Origin of the sequence: Azospirillum lipoferum 4B, assembly GCF_000283655.1 — a bacterium.
Classification (GTDB): domain Bacteria; phylum Pseudomonadota; class Alphaproteobacteria; order Azospirillales; family Azospirillaceae; genus Azospirillum; species Azospirillum lipoferum_C.
In genome coordinates this window covers 426,090-444,214 of the sequence record NC_016622.1, presented here as the reverse complement: position 1 = coordinate 444,214, position 18,125 = coordinate 426,090, and the positions used below count along the sequence as shown (strand labels likewise).

24 protein-coding genes are annotated in these 18,125 nt (G+C 64.2%); all 24 read right to left on the bottom strand.

Going from position 1 to position 18,125, the window contains the following annotated elements; translation table 11 throughout:
* Positions 1-8 precede the first annotated feature (8 nt).
* The 24 genes from rplR to rpoC all read right to left on the bottom strand — a co-directional run bounded on the left by rplR (position 9) and on the right by rpoC (position 18,101).
* Positions 9-371: a 50S ribosomal protein L18 gene (rplR, locus tag AZOLI_RS02025; RefSeq protein ID WP_014246901.1), complete on the bottom strand. Its 363-nt coding sequence runs from the start codon at positions 369-371 to the stop codon at positions 9-11.
* 5 nt (positions 372-376) lie between these two features.
* Positions 377-910 (bottom strand): 50S ribosomal protein L6, encoded by a 534-nt coding sequence (gene rplF, locus AZOLI_RS02020; RefSeq protein WP_014246900.1) that lies wholly within the window; start codon positions 908-910, stop codon positions 377-379.
* Positions 911-923: 13 nt separating this feature from the next.
* Entirely contained in the window at positions 924-1,322 is a 399-nt protein-coding gene (rpsH, locus tag AZOLI_RS02015) for a 30S ribosomal protein S8 (RefSeq protein WP_042694090.1), read from the bottom strand.
* A gap of 13 nt (positions 1,323-1,335) precedes the next feature.
* A complete protein-coding gene (gene rpsN / locus AZOLI_RS02010; RefSeq protein WP_014246898.1) occupies positions 1,336-1,641 on the bottom strand; it encodes a 30S ribosomal protein S14 in 306 nt (101 codons plus the stop codon).
* Positions 1,642-1,656: 15 nt separating this feature from the next.
* Positions 1,657-2,199, bottom strand: a complete 543-nt coding sequence (gene rplE, locus AZOLI_RS02005) for a 50S ribosomal protein L5 (protein WP_014246897.1) — start codon at positions 2,197-2,199, stop codon at positions 1,657-1,659.
* Between the two features lie 10 nt (positions 2,200-2,209).
* On the bottom strand, positions 2,210-2,527 hold the full coding sequence (gene rplX / locus AZOLI_RS02000) for a 50S ribosomal protein L24 (RefSeq protein WP_014246896.1): 318 nt from the start codon (positions 2,525-2,527) through the stop codon (positions 2,210-2,212).
* The gene (rplN, locus tag AZOLI_RS01995; protein WP_012973215.1) at positions 2,527-2,895 is read right to left on the bottom strand and encodes a 50S ribosomal protein L14; all 369 of its coding nucleotides are present in this window, start codon (positions 2,893-2,895) and stop codon (positions 2,527-2,529) included. The genes rplX and rplN overlap by 1 nt, the downstream gene beginning before the upstream one ends.
* Positions 2,896-2,914: 19 nt before the next feature.
* A complete protein-coding gene (rpsQ, locus tag AZOLI_RS01990; RefSeq protein WP_014246895.1) occupies positions 2,915-3,169 on the bottom strand; it encodes a 30S ribosomal protein S17 in 255 nt (84 codons plus the stop codon).
* Positions 3,170-3,181: 12 nt separating this feature from the next.
* Positions 3,182-3,388, bottom strand: a complete 207-nt coding sequence (rpmC, locus tag AZOLI_RS01985; RefSeq protein WP_012973213.1) for a 50S ribosomal protein L29 — start codon at positions 3,386-3,388, stop codon at positions 3,182-3,184.
* Complete coding sequence (gene rplP, locus AZOLI_RS01980; RefSeq protein WP_014246894.1) at positions 3,385-3,816, bottom strand: 50S ribosomal protein L16; 432 nt, start codon at positions 3,814-3,816, stop codon at positions 3,385-3,387. The genes rpmC and rplP overlap by 4 nt, the downstream gene beginning before the upstream one ends.
* A 12-nt stretch (positions 3,817-3,828) precedes the next feature.
* Positions 3,829-4,578, bottom strand: a complete 750-nt coding sequence (gene rpsC, locus AZOLI_RS01975) for a 30S ribosomal protein S3 (RefSeq protein ID WP_014246893.1) — start codon at positions 4,576-4,578, stop codon at positions 3,829-3,831.
* On the bottom strand, positions 4,578-4,973 hold the full coding sequence (gene rplV / locus AZOLI_RS01970; protein WP_014246892.1) for a 50S ribosomal protein L22: 396 nt from the start codon (positions 4,971-4,973) through the stop codon (positions 4,578-4,580). Before rplV ends, rpsC begins: the two co-directional genes overlap by 1 nt.
* A 3-nt stretch (positions 4,974-4,976) precedes the next feature.
* Positions 4,977-5,255: a 30S ribosomal protein S19 gene (gene rpsS / locus AZOLI_RS01965; protein WP_012973209.1), complete on the bottom strand. Its 279-nt coding sequence runs from the start codon at positions 5,253-5,255 to the stop codon at positions 4,977-4,979.
* A gap of 12 nt (positions 5,256-5,267) precedes the next feature.
* Positions 5,268-6,095, bottom strand: a complete 828-nt coding sequence (gene rplB / locus AZOLI_RS01960) for a 50S ribosomal protein L2 (protein WP_014246891.1) — start codon at positions 6,093-6,095, stop codon at positions 5,268-5,270.
* A 16-nt stretch (positions 6,096-6,111) separates the two neighbouring features.
* Positions 6,112-6,429, bottom strand: a complete 318-nt coding sequence (locus AZOLI_RS01955) for a 50S ribosomal protein L23 (protein WP_012973207.1) — start codon at positions 6,427-6,429, stop codon at positions 6,112-6,114.
* On the bottom strand, positions 6,426-7,046 hold the full coding sequence (gene rplD / locus AZOLI_RS01950; RefSeq protein ID WP_044549482.1) for a 50S ribosomal protein L4: 621 nt from the start codon (positions 7,044-7,046) through the stop codon (positions 6,426-6,428). Before rplD ends, AZOLI_RS01955 begins: the two co-directional genes overlap by 4 nt.
* A 5-nt stretch (positions 7,047-7,051) precedes the next feature.
* Complete coding sequence (gene rplC / locus AZOLI_RS01945) at positions 7,052-7,762, bottom strand: 50S ribosomal protein L3 (protein ID WP_044549480.1); 711 nt, start codon at positions 7,760-7,762, stop codon at positions 7,052-7,054.
* 60 nt (positions 7,763-7,822) lie between these two features.
* Complete coding sequence (gene rpsJ, locus AZOLI_RS01940) at positions 7,823-8,131, bottom strand: 30S ribosomal protein S10 (RefSeq protein WP_012973204.1); 309 nt, start codon at positions 8,129-8,131, stop codon at positions 7,823-7,825.
* 541 nt (positions 8,132-8,672) lie between these two features.
* Positions 8,673-9,863 carry an elongation factor Tu gene (tuf, locus tag AZOLI_RS01935; RefSeq protein ID WP_014246887.1) on the bottom strand — a complete coding sequence of 397 codons (1,191 nt, stop codon included), beginning with the start codon at positions 9,861-9,863 and terminating at the stop codon, positions 8,673-8,675.
* Between the two features lie 38 nt (positions 9,864-9,901).
* Positions 9,902-11,974 (bottom strand): elongation factor G, encoded by a 2,073-nt coding sequence (gene fusA / locus AZOLI_RS01930; RefSeq protein WP_014246886.1) that lies wholly within the window; start codon positions 11,972-11,974, stop codon positions 9,902-9,904.
* A gap of 27 nt (positions 11,975-12,001) precedes the next feature.
* The gene (rpsG, locus tag AZOLI_RS01925) at positions 12,002-12,472 is read right to left on the bottom strand and encodes a 30S ribosomal protein S7 (RefSeq protein ID WP_012973202.1); all 471 of its coding nucleotides are present in this window, start codon (positions 12,470-12,472) and stop codon (positions 12,002-12,004) included.
* 12 nt (positions 12,473-12,484) lie between these two features.
* A complete protein-coding gene (gene rpsL, locus AZOLI_RS01920; protein ID WP_012973201.1) occupies positions 12,485-12,856 on the bottom strand; it encodes a 30S ribosomal protein S12 in 372 nt (123 codons plus the stop codon).
* A gap of 284 nt (positions 12,857-13,140) precedes the next feature.
* Entirely contained in the window at positions 13,141-13,812 is a 672-nt protein-coding gene (locus AZOLI_RS32235; protein WP_162487947.1) for a hypothetical protein, read from the bottom strand.
* 116 nt (positions 13,813-13,928) lie between these two features.
* A complete protein-coding gene (gene rpoC, locus AZOLI_RS01915; RefSeq protein WP_014246884.1) occupies positions 13,929-18,101 on the bottom strand; it encodes a DNA-directed RNA polymerase subunit beta' in 4,173 nt (1,390 codons plus the stop codon).
* Positions 18,102-18,125 lie beyond the last annotated feature (24 nt).

Sequence of the window (18,125 nt, the reverse complement as noted above, 5' to 3'; positions counted from 1 at the left end):
GGGCCTCCTTAGAACGACAGCCCGCCCTCGCGGGCGGCGTCGGCCAGGGCCTTGACCCGGCCATGGTAAATGTACCCACCGCGATCGAAGACGACCTCGGTAATCCCAGCGGCCTTGGCGCGCTCGGCGATCAGCTCGCCGATGCGCTTGGCAGCATCGACGTTGCCGCCGTGCTTGAGCTGCTCGCGCAGCTCCTTCTCGAGCGACGAGGCGGACGCGAGCGTCTTGCCGTTTTCGTCGTCGATGATCTGGGCGTAGATGTGCAGATTCGACCGGAAGACCGAGAGGCGAACACGCCCGCCGGCCTTCTTGGCAATCTGCGCGCGCACGCGCTGCTTGCGGCGCTCGTGGAGTTGCTTTGGCTTCAGCATGGCGGTTACTTCTTCTTACCTTCCTTGCGCAGGACGGTTTCGGTCTCGTACTTGATGCCCTTGCCCTTGTAGGGCTCCGGCTTCTTCCAGCCGCGGATCTCGGCAGCCACCTGGCCGACCTTGTGCTTGTCATAGCCGCTGACCGAAATGGCCGTCGGCTTGTCGCACTTGATCGTGATGCCTTCCGGGATCGGGTACTTCACGTCGTGCGAAAAGCCGAGCTGCATGACCAGCTCCTTGCCCTGCACGGCCGCGCGGTAACCGACGCCGTTGATCTCGAGGTTGATCGTGAAGCCCTGGCTGACACCGGTGACCATGTTGTTGATCAGGGTGCGCGAGGTCGCCCACATGACGCGGGCGCGCTTGCTGTCGTTTGCCGGCTTCACCACCACCTTGCCGTCTTCCAGCGAGGCGGTGATGTCGTCGATCAGGGTCAGGCTGAGTTGCCCCAGCTTGCCCTTGGCCGTCACCTGCTGACCGTCGACCTTCACGTCGACGCCAGCCGGGACCGGCACGGGATGCTTGCCAATGCGCGACATCTGCCAATCCCCCTTAGAACACGCGGCAGAGGACTTCACCGCCGACGTTGGCGGCGCGGGCCTCATTGTCCGACATCACACCGCGCGGGGTCGACAGGATCGACAGACCCAGCCCGTTGTAGACACGGGGCAGGTCGGCGATCTTCGAGTAGACGCGACGGCCGGGCTTGGACACACGGGCGATCTGCTTAATGACAGGCTCGCCTTCGTGGTACTTCAGCTCGATCTTCAGGTTCTTGACGCCCGGACGCAGTTCTTCCTCGGACCAGCCGCGGATGAAGCCTTCACGCTTCAGAACTTCCAGGACGTTGACGCGCAGCTTCGACGCCGGGGAAACCACAACGGACATGCGGGCGTGCTGACCGTTGCGGATGCGGGTCAGCATATCGCCGAGCGGATCGCTCAAAGACATTCTCGGACCCTCCTTACCAGCTCGACTTCGTCATGCCCGGGATCTGGCCGGTCGAGGCCAGTTCGCGGAGCGTGACGCGGGACAGCTTGAACTTGCGATAGAACGCGCGCGGACGCCCGGTCATTTCGCAGCGGTTCCGGATGCGCACCTTCGAGGAGTTGCGCGGCAGTTCGGCCAGCTTGAGGCGGGCAGCGAATTGCTCTTCCGGCGGGAGGGACTTGTCGTTCGCGATTGCCTTCAGGCGCGCACGCTTGTTCGCGTACTGCTTGGCCAGCTTGGCGCGACGCTTGTTCTTTTCGATGGCACTGGTCTTAGCCATGGTCGTGCTCCAGCCTCAGCTCACGAACGGCATGTCGAAGCCCTTCAGGAGAGCCTTGGCTTCCTGGTCGGTCTTCGCCGTAGTGACGATGATGATGTCCATGCCGCGGATCTGATCGATCTTGTCGTAATCGATCTCCGGGAAAATGATCTGCTCCTTGACGCCCATGGCGTAGTTGCCACGGCCGTCGAAGCTGTCACCCGGGATGCCGCGGAAGTCACGGACGCGCGGCAACGCAATCGTCACCAGGCGATCCAGGAACTCGTACATGCGGTCGCGACGGAGCGTGACCTTGCAGCCGATCGCCATGCCTTCGCGCAGCTTGAACTGGGCGATCGACTTGCGCGACTTGGTCACCACCGGCTTCTGGCCGGTGATGGCGGCCATCTCGGCCACGGCGAGCTGGATCTTTTTGGAGTCGGCGACAGCCTCGCCGACACCCATGTTGACCACGATCTTCTCGATCCGCGGAACTTCCAGGTCGTTCTTATAGCCGAATTCCGACTTCAGAGCGGCGCGGATCTTGGAATCGTAAACTTCTTTGAGACGTGCGGTCATGCCCGGGCCCTCACAGGTCAATGACTTCGCCGGACCGCTTGGCGACACGCACCTTGCGGCCATCCTCAAGGATCTTGAAACCGACGCGGGTCGGCTTGCCATCCTTGGGATCGACGTGAGCGAGGTTGGAGACGTTGATCGGCGCCTCCATCTCGATGATGCCACCCTGCGAGCGAGCGCTGGCACGCTGGTGCTTCTTCACCACGTTCACGCCCTGCACAACGGCACGGTTCTCCTTCGGGAAAACCTTCAACACCTCGCCGGTCTTGCCCTTGTCACGGCCGGTCAGGACAACGACCTTGTCCTTGGTCTTGATCTTGGCGGCCATTACAGCACCTCCGGCGCCAGCGAGATGATCTTCATGAACTTCTTGCCGCGAAGCTCACGAGTGACCGGCCCGAAAATACGGGTGCCGATCGGCTCGCCCTGCTTGTTGATCAGCACGGCGGCGTTGCGGTCGAAACGGATCGCCGACCCGTCCTCCCGACGCAGTTCCTTCGCGGTGCGGACGATGACGGCGCGATGCACGTCGCCCTTCTTGACGCGGCCCTTCGGAATGGCCTCCTTGACCGAGACGACGATGACGTCGCCCACGGTCGCGACCTTCCGCTTGGACCCGCCAAGCACCTTGATGCACTGCACCCGGCGCGCCCCGCTGTTATCGGCGACTTCCAGGTTGGTTTGCATCTGGATCATTGTTTACGACCTTTCGTTATCACGCGGCGCCGCTGTCGGCGGCGGACTCCGTCACGACCGTCCAACGCTTGGACTTCGAGATCGGGCGGCATTCGATGATCGAAACGGTATCGCCGACCTTGAACAGGTTGCCCTCGTCGTGGGCGGCGTACTTCTTCGACTGACGAATGAACTTCTTGTACACGGGGTGCATGACACGGCGCTCGACAAGAACCGTAACGGTCTTGTCGCACTTGTCGCTGACCACCGTGCCCTGCAGAACGCGGCGAGGCATGGATGATCCCCCTTACTTGCCGGCGTCGGCGGAGCGGGCACGCTCGCCGAGGATGGTCTTGATGCGGGCGATGTCGCGGCGCACCGTGTTCACCCGCGCGGTGTTCTCCAGCTGGCCGGAGGCCTTCTGGAAACGCAGGTTGAACTGTTCCTTCTTGAGCTGGAGGAGCTGATCGTTCAGCTCATCCGCGCTCTTCGTACGAATGTCTACGGCCTTCATGCCGCGGTCTCCTCGACACCGCCCAGGCGGGTCACCAGCTTCACCTTGATCGGCAGCTTCGCGGCCGCCAGAGCGAAGGCGGTTTTTGCCACATCTGCCGGCACGCCGTCCAGTTCAAACAGGATGCGGCCGGGCTTCACGCGGGCCGCCCAGTACTCCGGCGAACCCTTACCGGAACCCATGCGGACTTCGGCGGGCTTGGTGGAGACCGGGAGGTCCGGGAAAATGCGGATCCAGACGCGGCCCTGACGCTTCATCGCACGGGTGATCGCGCGGCGGGCCGCTTCGATCTGCCGGGCGGTGATGCGCTCCGGCTCCAGGGCCTTCAGGCCGAAGGAGCCGAAATTCAGGGCGGTGCCGCCCTTGGCGTTGCCGTGGATGCGGCCCTTGTGGGCCTTACGGAATTTCGTGCGCTTGGGAGAAAGCATCGCTCGGCCCCTTTACTCGCGTTCGGAGCGCTCGGAGCGCTCGCGACGGTCGCGGCGATCGTGACGATCGCGGCGCGGCTCGCCGTCGGTCGACACCGGCTCGGAACCCATGCGCTTGTCCTGCGCCATCGGGTCGTGAGCCATGACCTCGCCCTTGAACACCCACACCTTGACACCGCAGGTGCCGTAGGTGGTCTTCGCGGTGCCCACACCGTAGTCGATGTCGGCGCGCAGGGTGTGCAGCGGAACGCGGCCCTCGCGGTACCACTCCATGCGGGCGATTTCCGCACCGCCGAGACGGCCCGAGCAGTTGATCCGGATGCCCTGGGCGCCCAGACGCATGGCGGACTGCACGGCGCGCTTCATGGCGCGACGAAATGCCACGCGGCGCTCGAGCTGGCTGGCGATGTTCTCGGCGATGAGGCGAGCATCGATCTCCGGCTTGCGGATCTCGACGATGTTCAGGCTCACCTCGCTGCCGGTCATCTTCGACAGCTCTTGACGCAGCTTCTCGATGTCCGCGCCCTTCTTGCCGATCACCACGCCCGGACGGGCCGAGTGGATGGTGATGCGGGCCTTCTTGGCCGGACGTTCGATGACAACGCGCGAGCAACCGGCCTGCTGCAGGCGACCCTGCAGATAGCCGCGCAGCTTCAGGTCCTGGTGCAGCAGATTGGCGTAGTCGCGCTTGGCGAACCAACGGCTGTCCCAGGTCCGGTTGATGCCGAGGCGCAGCCCGATCGGATTGATTTTCTGACCCATTACTCGGCCCCCTCGGCAACGGCGGCGTCACGCTCGCGAACGATGATCGTCAGGTTGCTGAACAGCTTCTCGACCCGGGCGCCGCGACCGCGGGCACGGGCGTGGAAGCGCTTCATCACCAGAGCGCGACCGACAGTCGCCGACGACACGTACAGACGGTCGACGTCGAGCTGGTGGTTGTTCTCGGCGTTCGCGATCGCGGCCTGCAGAACCTTCTTCACCTCGCCGGCGATGCGGCGCTTGGAGAAGGTCAGCTCGGCCACGGCGCGGCTGGCATCCATGTTCCGGATCAGCTGGGCGACGAGGTTGAGCTTCCGCGGGCTGGTGCGGATCATCGGATTGCGGGCCAGAGCCTCGTTCTCCGCGATCCGGCTGGGATTGGCAGACTTGCCCATGGCTTACTTCCTCTTCGCCTTCTTGTCCGCCGCGTGGCCATAGAAGGTCCGCGTCGGAGCGAACTCGCCGAACTTGTGACCGATCATGTGCTCGGTAACCAGAACCGGCAGGAACTTGTGGCCGTTGTAGACGCCGAACGTCAGACCGACGAACTGCGGCAGGATGGTCGAACGACGCGACCAGATCTTGATGATCTCGTTGCGGCCCGAAGCCCGGCTCTTGTCCGCCTTCTTCAGCAGATAGCCGTCGACGAACGGGCCCTTCCAAACGGAGCGTGCCATCGTTCGACCTCCTTACTTCGAATGACGGCGGCGCAGGATCAGGCCATCCGTCTTCTTGTTGTGACGAGTCTTCTTGCCCTTGGTCGGCTTGCCCCACGGCGTGACCGGATGACGGCCGCCCGAGGTGCGACCCTCACCACCACCGTGCGGGTGGTCGATCGGGTTCATGGCGACGCCACGGACCGACGGACGCTTGCCCAGCCAGCGGTTGCGGCCGGCCTTGCCCAGGTTGGTGTTCATCTGGTCCGGGTTGGACACGGCACCGAGGGTGGCCATGCACTCGCCGCGAACCATGCGCAGCTCGCCGGACGGCAGCTTCAGCTGGGCGTAGCCGCCGTCGCGGCCGACCAGCTGCAGGTAGGTACCGGCGGACCGAGCCACCTGACCACCCTTGCCGGCCTTCAGCTCGACGTTGTGCACGATCGAACCGACGGGGATGTTCTTCAGCGGCATGGCGTTGCCGGGCTTCACGTCGACGCGCTCGCCCGAAACGACCGTGTCGCCGACCTTCAGGCGCTGCGGCGCCAGGATGTAGGACAGAGTCCCATCCTGGTACTTGATCAGCGCGATGAAGGCCGTGCGGTTCGGATCGTATTCGAGCCGCTCGACGGTGGCCGGAACGTCGAACTTGCGACGCTTGAAGTCCACCAGACGATAGGTCCGCTTATGACCGCCACCCATGCGGCGCGCAGTGATGCGGCCGGTGTTGTTGCGGCCACCAGACTTGGTCAGGCCCTCGGTGAGGGTCTTGACCGGCTTGCCCTTCCACAGCTCCGAGCGGTCGACGATGACCAGCTGACGGAGCGACGGCGTAATCGGGCGGTATTGCTTCAGAGCCATCGGATCACACTCCCGCTCAGATGCCCGTGGTCACGTCGATCTTGTTACCCTCGGCGAGGGTGACGACGGCCTTCTTGAAGTCCGAGCGACGGCCGATGGTGCCGCGGAACCGCTTGGTCTTGCCCTTGGAAACCAGGGTGTTGACCGCGGTCACCTTGACGTTGAAGAGACCTTCAACGGCGGCCTTGATCTCCGGCTTGGAGGCCGTGAGCGGCACGCGGAACGTCACCTGGTTGTGCTCCGACACCAACGTCGACTTCTCGGTGATGACGGGAGCGAGGATCAGGTCGTACATCCGCTCCTGGCTCACCGCAGGTTTCGACTGCTTGCTCATTTCAGGCGAGCCTCCAGTTGCTCGACCGCGTTGCGGGTCAGGACCAGCGTGTCGCGGCGGAGAATGTCGTAGACGTTGGCGCCCTGCTCCGGCAGCACGTCGATCAACGGGATGTTGCGCGAAGCCTTGGCGAAGTTCTCGTCCAGGTTCGAGCCGTCGATGATCAGCGCGGACGTCAGGCCGAGGGTGGCCAGACGGGCAGCCAGTTCCTTGGTCTTGTGCGTCTCGGCAGCGGCAGCCTCGAGAACGATCAGCTTGCCCTCGGCGGCCTTGGCCGACAGGGCAGTCTTGAGCGCCAGCTTGCGGACCTTCTTCGTCAGGTCATGGGCGTGCGACCGCACGACCGGACCGAAGATGGTCGCACCGCCGCGGAACTGCGGCGAACGGATGGAGCCCTGACGAGCGCGACCGGTGCCCTTCTGCGAGTAGGGCTTCTTGGTCGTGCCGCTGATCTCGCTGATGCCCTTGGTCTTGTGGTTACCGGAGCGGCGCTTGGCCAGCTGCCAGTTCACCATACGGGCCAGCAGGTCGGTGCGGGTCGGCAGGCCGAACACGGCATCCGACAGCTCGATCTCGCCGACGGCTTCGTTGTTCAGGTTCTTGATCGTGGCCTTCATGGCGCTCACTCCTGCGTCTCGGCCGGGGCTTCCGCCGCCGGAGCAGACTTGATGCCGGCCGGGAAGGGCAGGCCTTCCGGAGCCTTCTTCTTGACGGCGTCACGGATGCGCAGCCAACCGCCCTCGGCGCCGGGGACGGCACCCTTGAGCATGATCAGACCACGAGCTTCGTCGACGGCGACGACCTGAAGGTTCAGGACCGTAACCCTCTCGTCACCGAGATGACCGGCCATCTTCTTGTTCTTGAAGACCTTGCCGGGGTCCTGACGGTTACCCGTCGAACCGTGCGAGCGGTGCGACACCGACACGCCGTGCGTGGCGCGCAGACCACCGAAGTTCCAGCGCTTCATCGCACCGGCAAAGCCCTTGCCGATGGAGGTGCCGGTGACGTCGACGTACTGGCCGGCGACGAAATGGGCGGCCGACAGCTCGGCGCCGACTTCGATCAGGGCATCGGCATCGACGCGGAACTCGACGAGCTTGCGCTTCGGTTCCACACGCGCCTTGGCGAAATGCCCACGCTCAGGCTTGTTGACGTTCTTGACCTTGATGGCGCCCGCGCCGAGCTGGACGGCGGTGTAGCCATCCTTTTCCTCGGTGCGAACGGCGACGACCTGGCAGCTGTCGACTTTCAGCACAGTGACCGGAACATGCTGGCCGTCGTCCGTAAAGACGCGGGTCATGCCGACCTTCTGCGCGATCAAACCGGATCGCATTGTTCTTTATCTCCTGACCAGGGACATCCGCTTACCGGAGAGGTCCCTTACCAACCAAAATCAGAGCTTGATCTCGACATCGACGCCGGCGGCGAGGTCGAGCTTCATCAGCGCATCCACGGTCTGCGGCGTCGGATCGACGATGTCGAGCAGGCGCTTGTGGGTGCGGATCTCGAACTGCTCACGCGACTTCTTGTCGATGTGCGGCGAGCGGTTCACGGTGAACTTTTCGATGTGCGTCGGCAGGGGGATCGGGCCCCGCACGCGCGCGCCGGTCCGCTTGGCGGTGTTGACGATCTCGCTGGTCGACTGGTCGAGCACGCGATGATCGAACGCCTTCAGACGGATGCGGATGTTCTGGCTGTCCATGTCCAAACGTCCCTTGCACCTTTTAGCGATGACGCGGACGCGTCACCGGAACTCCACGAGCTGCTTTGGGGCTTCGCCGACAGCACAAGGCCGCGCGCCGAACCACCGAAGCGGGGCCGACGGGCGACACTGTGACCGATGCGACGGGCCGATACGAAAAAGAACATCCCCTGCGCACCGGGCGCGAAGGGGATGTTCCGTTCAGCAGTCGGCGCGCCCCCGTGGAGGCGCGCCTGAGCTGTTCGTCTCGGGCTGCGTCTAGGCCGAAGCTGCCTACCACCAACCCAAAATCCAGAGGGCGTAATCTCTAGGCGTTCAGCGCCCGCATGTCAATCCTGAATCGTCCCCCCGGATCGGAGGAAGCTGGATTGACAGGCGGACGGCCCCGAACACCGACGCCCGATGGCTAGAACCGGGCGGGTCGCCCTTCCTGCTTGCGCGGGGAAGACGACCCGTCTCTTGCAACCGGCGGCGGGATCGCTCCCGCCGCCCTACCCTCCCCTCTCCGGCGACCACCTTGCGGCGGCTGCCGGATGGGTCATCACTCGACGATCTGGGCAACGACGCCGGCGCCGACGGTACGGCCACCCTCGCGGATGGCGAAGCGCAGGCCTTCGTCCATGGCGATCGGGGCGATCAGAGCCACTTCCATCGCGACGTTGTCGCCCGGCATCACCATCTCGACGCCTTCCGGCAGCGAGACCATGCCCGTCACGTCCGTCGTACGGAAGTAGAACTGCGGACGGTAGTTGGTGAAGAACGGGGTGTGACGGCCGCCCTCTTCCTTCGTCAGGATGTAGGCTTCGGCCTTGAACTTGGTGTGCGGGGTGATCGAACCCGGCTTGGCCAGAACCTGACCGCGCTCGACGTCCTCGCGCTTGGTGCCGCGCAGCAGCGCGCCGATGTTGTCGCCGGCCTCACCCGAATCGAGCAGCTTGCGGAACATCTCGACGCCGGTCACCGTCGTCTTCACCGTCGCCTTCAGGCCGACGATCTCGACTTCGTCACCGACCTTCACGATGCCGCGCTCGACGCGGCCGGTCACCACGGTGCCGCGGCCCGAGATCGAGAACACGTCTTCGATCGGCATCAGGAACGGACGGTCCTTCGGACGCTCCGGCTGCGGGATGTACTCGTCCACCGTCTTCATCAGCGCCAGAACGGCGTCGCGGCCGATCTCCGGCTGACGGTCTTCCAGCGCGCACAGCGCCGAGCCCTTGGTGATCGGAATGTCGTCGCCCGGGAACTGGTAGGAGGACAGCAGCTCGCGAACTTCAAGCTCGACCAGCTCCAGCAGCTCCGGATCGTCGACCATGTCGACCTTGTTCATGAACACCACCAGCGCCGGAACGCCGACCTGGCGCGCCAGCAGGATGTGCTCGCGGGTCTGCGGCATCGGGCCGTCGGCGGCCGACACGACCAGGATCGCGCCGTCCATCTGGGCGGCACCGGTGATCATGTTCTTCACATAGTCGGCGTGGCCCGGGCAGTCGACGTGCGCGTAGTGGCGGTTGGTCGTCTCGTACTCGACGTGGGCGGTCGAGATCGTGATGCCGCGCGCCTTTTCTTCCGGCGCCTTGTCGATCTGGTCGTAAGCGGTGAAGGTGGCGCCGCCGGACTCCGCCAGCACCTTCGTGATCGCCGCCGTCAGCGACGTCTTGCCGTGGTCGACGTGGCCGATCGTGCCAACGTTGCAGTGCGGCTTGTTCCGCTCGAACTTTGCCTTCGCCATGGGGTGGTCTCTCCGTTTCTCAATCGTTCCAGCGGTCTTCAGGCCACCTTGGCGCGGACACCGTCCGCGATGGCCTGTGGCACCGGCTCATAATGGTCGAACTGCATGCTGTACTGCGCGCGGCCCTGACTCATGGAGCGCAGGGAGTTCACATAGCCGAACATGGCCGCCAAGGGAACCAGTCCCGTGACGATTCGCGCGTTGCCGCGCTGGTCCATGCCGGTGATCTGTCCGCGGCGACCGTTCAGGTCGCCGATGACGTCGCCCATATAGTCGTCCGGCGTGATGATTTCGACCCGCATCAGCGGTTCCAACAGCACCGGAGCGGCTTTTGTCATAGCCTCGCGGAAGGCGGACCGCGCCGCCAGCTCGAAGGCGAGCGGCGAGGAATCGACGTCGTGGGCCTCGCCGCCGGCAAGAGTCACCTTGACGTCGTCGACCGGGTATCCGGCAACGACACCGCTGTCCTTGGCGGCTTCCAGCCCGCGCTGCACACCGGCGACGAAATCCCGCGGCAAGGAAGCCGCACGGTTCTCGAACACGAAGCCGGCGCCGCGGTCCAGCGCCTCCACCTTCAGCGTCACCCGCGCAAACTGTGCGCGGTCGCCGGTCTGGCGGGCATGGGTGTGGTCCACTTCGGCAGCGCGCAGCACCGTCTCGCGGTAGGCCACCTTGGGAGCGCCGACGGAGGCATCGACGCGGAATTCGCGCTTCATCCGGTCGACGACGATGTCGAGGTGCAGTTCACCCATGCCACGGATGACGGTCTGGCCGCTCTCACGGTCGACCGACACGCGCATCGACGGGTCTTCGTGGCCCAGCCGGTTCAGCGCCGCCGCCATCTTTTCCTGGTCGGCCTCGGTCCGCGGCTCGACCACGATCTCGATCACCGGCTCCGGAACGTCCAACCGCTCCAGCACGATGGGCTTGGCGGGATCACAGAGGGTATCGCCGGTCGCGGTGTGCTCGAGGCCAGCGAAAGCCACGATGTCGCCGGTGTGGGCGCGCTCGATGTCTTCGCGGCTGTTGGCATGCATCAGCAGCATGCGGCCGATCTTCTCGCGCTCGCCCTTGACCGGGTTAAGCATCCAGTCGCCGACGCTCGCGGTGCCGGAATAGATGCGGCAGAAGGTGAGCGTCCCGACATAGGGATCGTTCATCACCTTGAAGGCGAGCCCCGAGAACGGCGCGCTGTCGTTGGCCGCCCGCTCCTCCGAACGGTCGCCTCCGACCGCATGGCCCATCACCGCGCCGATGTCGTTCGGCGCCGGCAGATAGTGGACCACCGCGTCGAGCATCGGCTGGATGCCCTTGTTGCGGAAGGCGGAGCCGCAGAGCACGGGGACCACGGCATTGGAGATCGTGCCCTTGCGGATCAGCGCGCGCAGGGCGTCGGGCGCGGGCTCCTCGCCGCGCTCCAGATAGGCGGCCATCGCCGCCTCGTCGAGATCGAGCACAGTCTCCAGCAGCGCCTGACGGGCGCTTGCTGCCGCTTCTGCCAGATCATCGGGAATGTCGGTGTGTTCGAATTCGGCACCGAGAGTCTCGGCCTTCCAGATCGTGGCGCGCATGGCGACCAGATCGACGATCCCGGAAAAGCCGGCCTCGCTGCCGATGGGAAGCTGCAGGACCAGCGGCTTGACGCCCAGCCGGTCGGCCATCATGGCGACGCAGTTGGGGAAATCGGCCCCGACGCGGTCCATTTTGTTGACGAAGGCCATGCGCGGCACGCCGTACTTGTCGGCTTGCCGCCACACGGTTTCGGTCTGGGGCTCGACCCCCGCAACCGCGTCGAAGATGGCGACGGCGCCATCGAGGACACGCAACGACCGCTCGACCTCTATGGTGAAATCCACGTGGCCGGGCGTGTCGATGATGTTGATGCGGTGGTCGTGCCAGAAACAGGTCGTTGCTGCCGAGGTGATGGTGATGCCCCGTTCCTGCTCCTGCTCCATCCAGTCCATGACGGCGGTGCCGTCATTGACCTCGCCCATGCGATAGGACTTGCCGGTGTAGAACAGGATGCGCTCGGTCGTCGTCGTCTTGCCGGCATCGATGTGAGCCATGATGCCGATGTTGCGGTAACGGTCGAGGGCGTGCGAACGGGGCATGCAAAATCACCAGGACAGGCGTGAACCTTACCAGCGGTAGTGCGAGAACGCCTTGTTGGCTTCCGCCATGCGGTGCGTATCTTCGCGCTTCTTCACGGCGGTGCCGCGTTGGCTGGCAGCGTCGAGCAGCTCACCCGACAGACGCTCGGTCATGGTGTTTTCCGAGCGGGCGCGGGCGGCGCTGATCAGCCAACGGATGGCGAGAGCCTGGGCGCGGTCCGAACGGACCTCGACCGGAACCTGGTAGGTCGCACCGCCGACGCGGCGCGAACGGACTTCCAGGTGCGGCTTCACGTTGGCGAGGGCGTCGTGGAAGACCTGAACGGGGTCGTTCTTGGTCTTGACCTCGATGCGGCCGAGCGCACCGTAGACGATGCCTTCGGCGGCCGACTTCTTGCCGTCCAGCATCAGGCAGTTCATGAACTTGGTCAGGACGCGGTCGCCGTACTTGGCGTCCGGCAGGACTTCACGCTTCTCGGCGCGATGACGACGGGACATCGTGAGTTCTCCTTACTTCGGACGCTTCGCGCCGTACTTCGAACGACGCTGCTTACGATCCTTGACGCCCTGGGTATCCAGCGTGCCGCGAATGATGTGGTAGCGAACGCCGGGAAGATCCTTCACACGACCGCCGCGGATCATGACCACCGAGTGTTCCTGGAGGTTGTGGCCCTCACCAGGGATGTAGCTCGTCACCTCGAAGCCGTTCGTCAGACGAACGCGGGCGACCTTACGGAGCGCCGAGTTCGGCTTCTTCGGGGTGGTGGTATAAACGCGAGTGCAGACGCCACGCTTCTGCGGGCAGGCCTCCATCGCGGGAACCTTGTTGCGCGCGGCCAACGGCTCGCGCGGCTTACGGATCAACTGGTTGATCGTCGGCATATCTGCCCTTCATCCCTTCAAGATCACTCGGCCGGACGAGCCGGACGAAGCAAAAGCCCGCCTGCGAAACGTTGCCGTTCCGAGCGGGCTGAATGAGCGAAAGCCGACCGGAGGACTCCGATCGGCGGGATCGGTGGATTCAAGCGGACGCACGGAGAGCCCCGGCGTCCTTTGAAGTTCGCGGACTTTAGGGAAAGGCTTGGGCGGAGTCAAGCGGCCTTTGCTATGGCATTCGCTCGACTTTGGCTTGCCGCGAAGACAATCACGTCGAGACGGCGGAATGGTTACGCACTGGGTGGCGGCAGCCTTTTACGAATGTCTTGGGTGATTGCGGCAGCCTCGGCGGCTTCCTGCTCGTCTTGAACACCTCCGATCATCTTGCGCACCCGTTCAATCAGCCGAACGGCTGGCTCGAGGTTCTTTGCGCCCTCACCTGCATGCCTAGTGAGCGACAGCCACAGCTTCCCAAGCTTTTCTAAGTTAGTTTGGTTCTTCTCAATTTCGGCCGCAAAAGCATTGAGTTTCGCCATGATGTCATCATGACGATCGGGCGGTATTGCCGCGTCATCAATAATTAATTTAATACGAGAAACAAGATCCCGAATTTGCTCCTTGTATGTCGGCGGCAGATTTACATTGTCGCCCCTTCCTTTGCGCGCGAGGGCCATACCAATCTGCTCCCTTGCGAGCTTCCCCTTTACTTCATTTTTTAGACTCTCGACGAACCAACTACATTGCCGCGCACCATATTCGTCCGGAATTTCGGTCCGGAACACGCCTGAATGATGCGACACATATCCTGAGAGATATTCAATAACAATAGCCGACGTTTCTCCTTGCCAGGAACCGAGGTCAGTATATTTGCGCTCCAGCAATTGGATGAGGTCGATGAGACCACCGACGACGTCCTCGGACACTTGGCCCAATTCGTCGTCTGCTAACAATAAATTATCCATGGCGCCCACCTTAGTTCAAATATCTGCTCCGTCCATTATGCGGCGGTTTGAATAAAAGAAAAAGGGCGCGTCCCTTGCGGAACGCGCCCCCTCCCCTGCTCAATCGCCCCGACGGATCACGCCGCGGAGCTTTCCTCGCCCGGGGTCGGCAGGGCCGGAGTTTCCTCCGGAGCGCCGGCTTCCAGGGCCGCTTCGCGGTCACGCTCGGCGGCGATCAGCTTCAGGCGGTTCACCACGGAGCCCGTGCCGGCCGGGATCAGACGGCCGACGATGACGTTCTCCTTCAGGCCTTCCAGGTTGTCGACCTTGCCGCCGACGGCCGCTTCCGTGAGGACGCGGGTGGTTTCCTGGAACGACGCGGCCGAGATGAAGGACCGCGTCTGCAGGCTGGCCTTGGTGATGCCCTGGAGAACCGGGTGGCCGTGGGCCGGCTGCAGCCCCTCGGCGACCGTCTTCTCGTTCTCCTCGTCGAACTCCTGACGGTCGACCTGCTCGCCCACCAGGAAGGTGGTCTCGCCGGCGTCGGTGATCTCGACCTTCTGCAGCATCTGGCGAACGATCACCTCGATGTGCTTGTCGTTGATCTTCACGCCCTGCAGTCGGTAGACGTCCTGGATTTCGTTGATCAGGTAGTCGGCCAAGGCCTCCACACCCATCACCGCCAGGATGTCGTGCGGCACCGGGTTGCCGTCCATCAGCAGATCGCCGCGCTCGACGTAATCGCCTTCCTGCACGGAGATGTGCTTGCCCTTCGGGATCAGATACTCCTTCTCGTCACCGGTCTCGTCGTTGCGGACGACGATGCGGCGCTTGGTCTTGTAGTCCTTCCCGAATTCGACGCGGCCGCTCATTTCCGAGATGATGGCGAAGTCCTTCGGACGACGCGCCTCGAACAGCTCGGCCACGCGCGGCAGACCGCCGGTGATGTCGCGGGTCTTCGACGACTCGCGCGGGATACGCGCCAGCACGTCGCCGGCCCGGACCTCGGCACCGTTCTCCACCGACAGGATGGCGTCCACCGACATGAAGTAGCGGGCTTCCAGTCCGTTCGGCAGGGTGATCAGCTCGCCCCGCTCGTCCACCAGCGCGATGCGCGGCTTCAGATCGGCACCGCGCGGCTGCTGGCGCCAGTCGACCACCACCTTGGAGCTGATGCCCGTCGCCTCGTCCATCACCTCGCGCATGGAGATGCCTTCCACGAGGTCGATGTAGCGGGCGGTACCGGCACGCTCCGTGATGATCGGCAGGGTGTACGGGTCCCACTCGGCCAGCTTGGCGCCGCGCTCGACCTTCACGCCCTCGTCGGCCAGCAGCTTGGCACCGTACGGCACGCGGTGACGCGCCCGCTCGCGGCCCTGGTCATCGAGCAGGATGACTTCGGTGCTGCGGCCCATGACGACCGGGATGCCGGACGAGTTCATGACGACGTTGCGGTTGTTGATCCGCACCGTCGCATCGAACGCCGCCTCGATCTGGCTCTGCTCCGCACCGCGCTGCGCCGCACCACCGATGTGGAAGGTACGCATCGTCAGCTGGGTGCCCGGCTCGCCGATCGACTGCGCCGCGATGACGCCGACCGCCTCGCCGGTGTTGACCAGCGTGCCGCGGGCCAGGTCACGGCCGTAGCACTTGGCGCAGACGCCGTCGCGGGTCTCGCAGGTCAGGACCGAGCGGATCTTCACCGAGTCGATGCCCGACCGCTCGATGCGGTCGACCGTCGGCTCGTCGATCAGGCCGCCGTCCTCGACGATCAGCTCGCCGTTCAGCGGGTCGATCACGTCGCCGACCACGGTGCGGCCGAGGATGCGGTCGCCCAGCGGGCTGATGACTTCGCCCCCGTCGATCACCGCCTTCACGGTGATGCCGCGCTCGGTGCCGCAATCATGCTCGACGATGATGGCGTCCTGCGCCACGTCGACCAGACGGCGGGTCAGGTAACCGGAGTTCGCCGTCTTCAAGGCGGTGTCGGCCAGACCCTTGCGGGCGCCGTGGGTGGAGTTGAAGTACTCCAGCACGGTCAGGCCTTCCTTGAAGTTCGAGATGATCGGCGTCTCAATGATCTCGCCCGACGGCTTGGCCATGAGGCCGCGCATGCCGGCCAGCTGACGGATCTGCGCGGCGGAACCGCGCGCACCGGAGTGGGCCATCATGTACACCGAGTTGACCGGCTTGCCGGCTTCGGTGGTCGAGATCGCCTTCATCATCTCGGAGGCGACCTTTTCGGTGCACTCCGACCAGACGTCGACGACCTTGTTGTACTTCTCGCCCTGGGTGATCAGGCCGTCGAGATACTGCTGCTCGAACTCCTTCACCCGCTCCTTCGACTCGTTGACCAGCTTCTCCTTGGCAACGGGGATGACCATGTCGTCCTTGCCGAAGGAAATGCCGGCGCGGCAGGCGTGGCCGAAGCCCAGCTTCATCAGGCGATCGGCGAAGATCACCGTCTCCTTCTGGCCGCAGTGGCGATAGACGGCGTCGATGACGTTGCCGACGTCCTTCTTGGTCAGGACGCGGTTGATCAGCGAGAAGGGCACCTTCGGGTGACGCGGCAGCAGTTCCGACAGCAGCATGCGGCCCGGCGTCGTCTCGACGATGCTGATCTGCTCGTTGCCCTCGTCGTCCACGCCGACGTAGCGCGCCTTGATCTTCGCATGGATCGACAGGACCTTGGCGTTCAGCGCCTGCTCGATCTCCGAGACGTTGGCGAACACCATGCCCTCGCCCTTCTCACTCGGGCGGTCCATCGAGATGTAGTAGATGCCGAGGACGATATCCTGCGACGGCACGATGATCGGCTTGCCGTTGGCGGGCGACAGGATGTTGTTGGTCGACATCATCAGGACGCGCGCTTCCAGCTGGGCCTCGAGGCTCAGCGGAACGTGCACGGCCATCTGGTCGCCGTCGAAGTCGGCGTTGAAGGCGGTGCAGACCAGCGGATGCAGCTGGATCGCCTTGCCTTCGATCAGCGTCGGCTCGAACGCCTGGATGCCGAGACGGTGCAGCGTCGGCGCACGGTTCAGCATCACCGGATGCTCGCGGATGACCTCTTCCAGGATGTCCCACACCTCGGGACGCTCCTTCTCGACCATCCGCTTGGCGGCCTTGATGGTGGAGGCGAGGCCGTACAGCTCCAGCTTGGCGTAGATGAAGGGCTTGAACAGCTCCAGCGCCATCTTCTTCGGCAGGCCGCACTGGTGCAGCTTCAGCTCCGGACCGACGACGATGACCGAACGGCCGGAATAGTCGACGCGCTTGCCGAGCAGGTTCTGACGGAAGCGGCCCTGCTTGCCCTTCAGCATGTCGGACAGCGACTTCAGCGGACGCTTGTTGGCGCCGGTGATGACGCGGCCACGGCGGCCGTTGTCGAACAGAGCGTCGACGGCCTCCTGCAGCATGCGCTTCTCGTTGCGGACGATGATGTCCGGCGCCTTCAACTCGATCAGCCGCTTCAGGCGGTTGTTGCGGTTGATGACGCGGCGGTACAGGTCGTTCAGGTCCGACGTGGCGAAACGGCCGCCGTCGAGCGGAACCAGCGGACGCAGCTCGGGCGGGATCACCGGAATGACTTCCAGGATCATCCATTCGGGGCGCGACTGCGAGGCCAGGAAGGCGTCGATCAGCTTCAGGCGCTTGACCAGCTTCTTGCGCTTGGCTTCGGAGTTGGTGTCGCGCAGATCCTCACGGCAGCGCTTCTTCTCCTCGTCGAGGTCGAGCGCGGACAGCATGATGCGCAGCGCTTCGGCACCGATCGACGCGGTGAAGGCGTCCTCGCCATACTCGTCCTGGGCGTTCATGTACTCTTCCTCGCTGAGCAGCGAATGCAGCTTCAGCGGGGTGAGGCCCGGCTCGATGACGACGTAGTTTTCGAAATAGAGGATGCGCTCCAGATCCTTGAGCGTCATGTCGAGCAGCAGGCCGATGCGGCTCGGCAGCGACTTCAGGAACCAGATGTGCGCGACGGGGGAGGCCAGCTCGATATGGCCCATGCGCTCGCGCCGGACCTTCGACAGCGTGACCTCGACGCCGCACTTCTCGCAGATGATGCCGCGATACTTCATGCGCTTGTACTTGCCGCACAAGCACTCGTAATCCTTGATCGGGCCGAAGATGCGGGCGCAGAACAGGCCGTCGCGCTCCGGCTTGAAGGTGCGGTAGTTGATGGTTTCCGGCTTCTTGATCTCGCCGTAGGACCAGGACCGGATCCGCTCGGGGCTCGCGATCTGGATGCGGATCTGATCGAAGCTCTGCGGCCCCTGGACCTGGCCGAAAATGTTCATCAACTCATTCATGACCGTCTCCCGCTGGCATCGCCG